Source organism: Erwinia sp. PsM31, assembly GCF_030433775.1.
GTDB classification, from domain to species: domain Bacteria; phylum Pseudomonadota; class Gammaproteobacteria; order Enterobacterales; family Enterobacteriaceae; genus Erwinia; species Erwinia aeris.
Genome location: NZ_JARUWZ010000160.1, coordinates 1 through 208, shown reverse-complemented (window position 1 = coordinate 208; position 208 = coordinate 1). Strand labels below are relative to the sequence as shown.

1 pseudogene is annotated in these 208 nt (G+C 61.5%); it reads right to left on the bottom strand.

Going from position 1 to position 208, the window contains the following annotated elements:
- A pseudogene (locus QCD69_RS22815) lies at nt 1-208 on the bottom strand (NADH-quinone oxidoreductase subunit F); the annotation flags it as partial.

Here is a 208-nt window from a genome sequence, read left to right as displayed (position 1 = left end):
TGCTCCATCAGCAGACGGGCGTTATAGGGGCCCGGCTCCATCTCATCGGCGGTACCCAGCAGGTCACGAATGTTCATGGATTCGTCTTTCGGCATCAGGCTCCACTTCAGTCCCGGGGAGAAACCTGCGCCGCCGCGCCCGTTCAGGCCCGAATCTTTTACCAGCGCCACGATTTCGTCAGGCGCCATCCCCTTCAGCGCCATTTCCG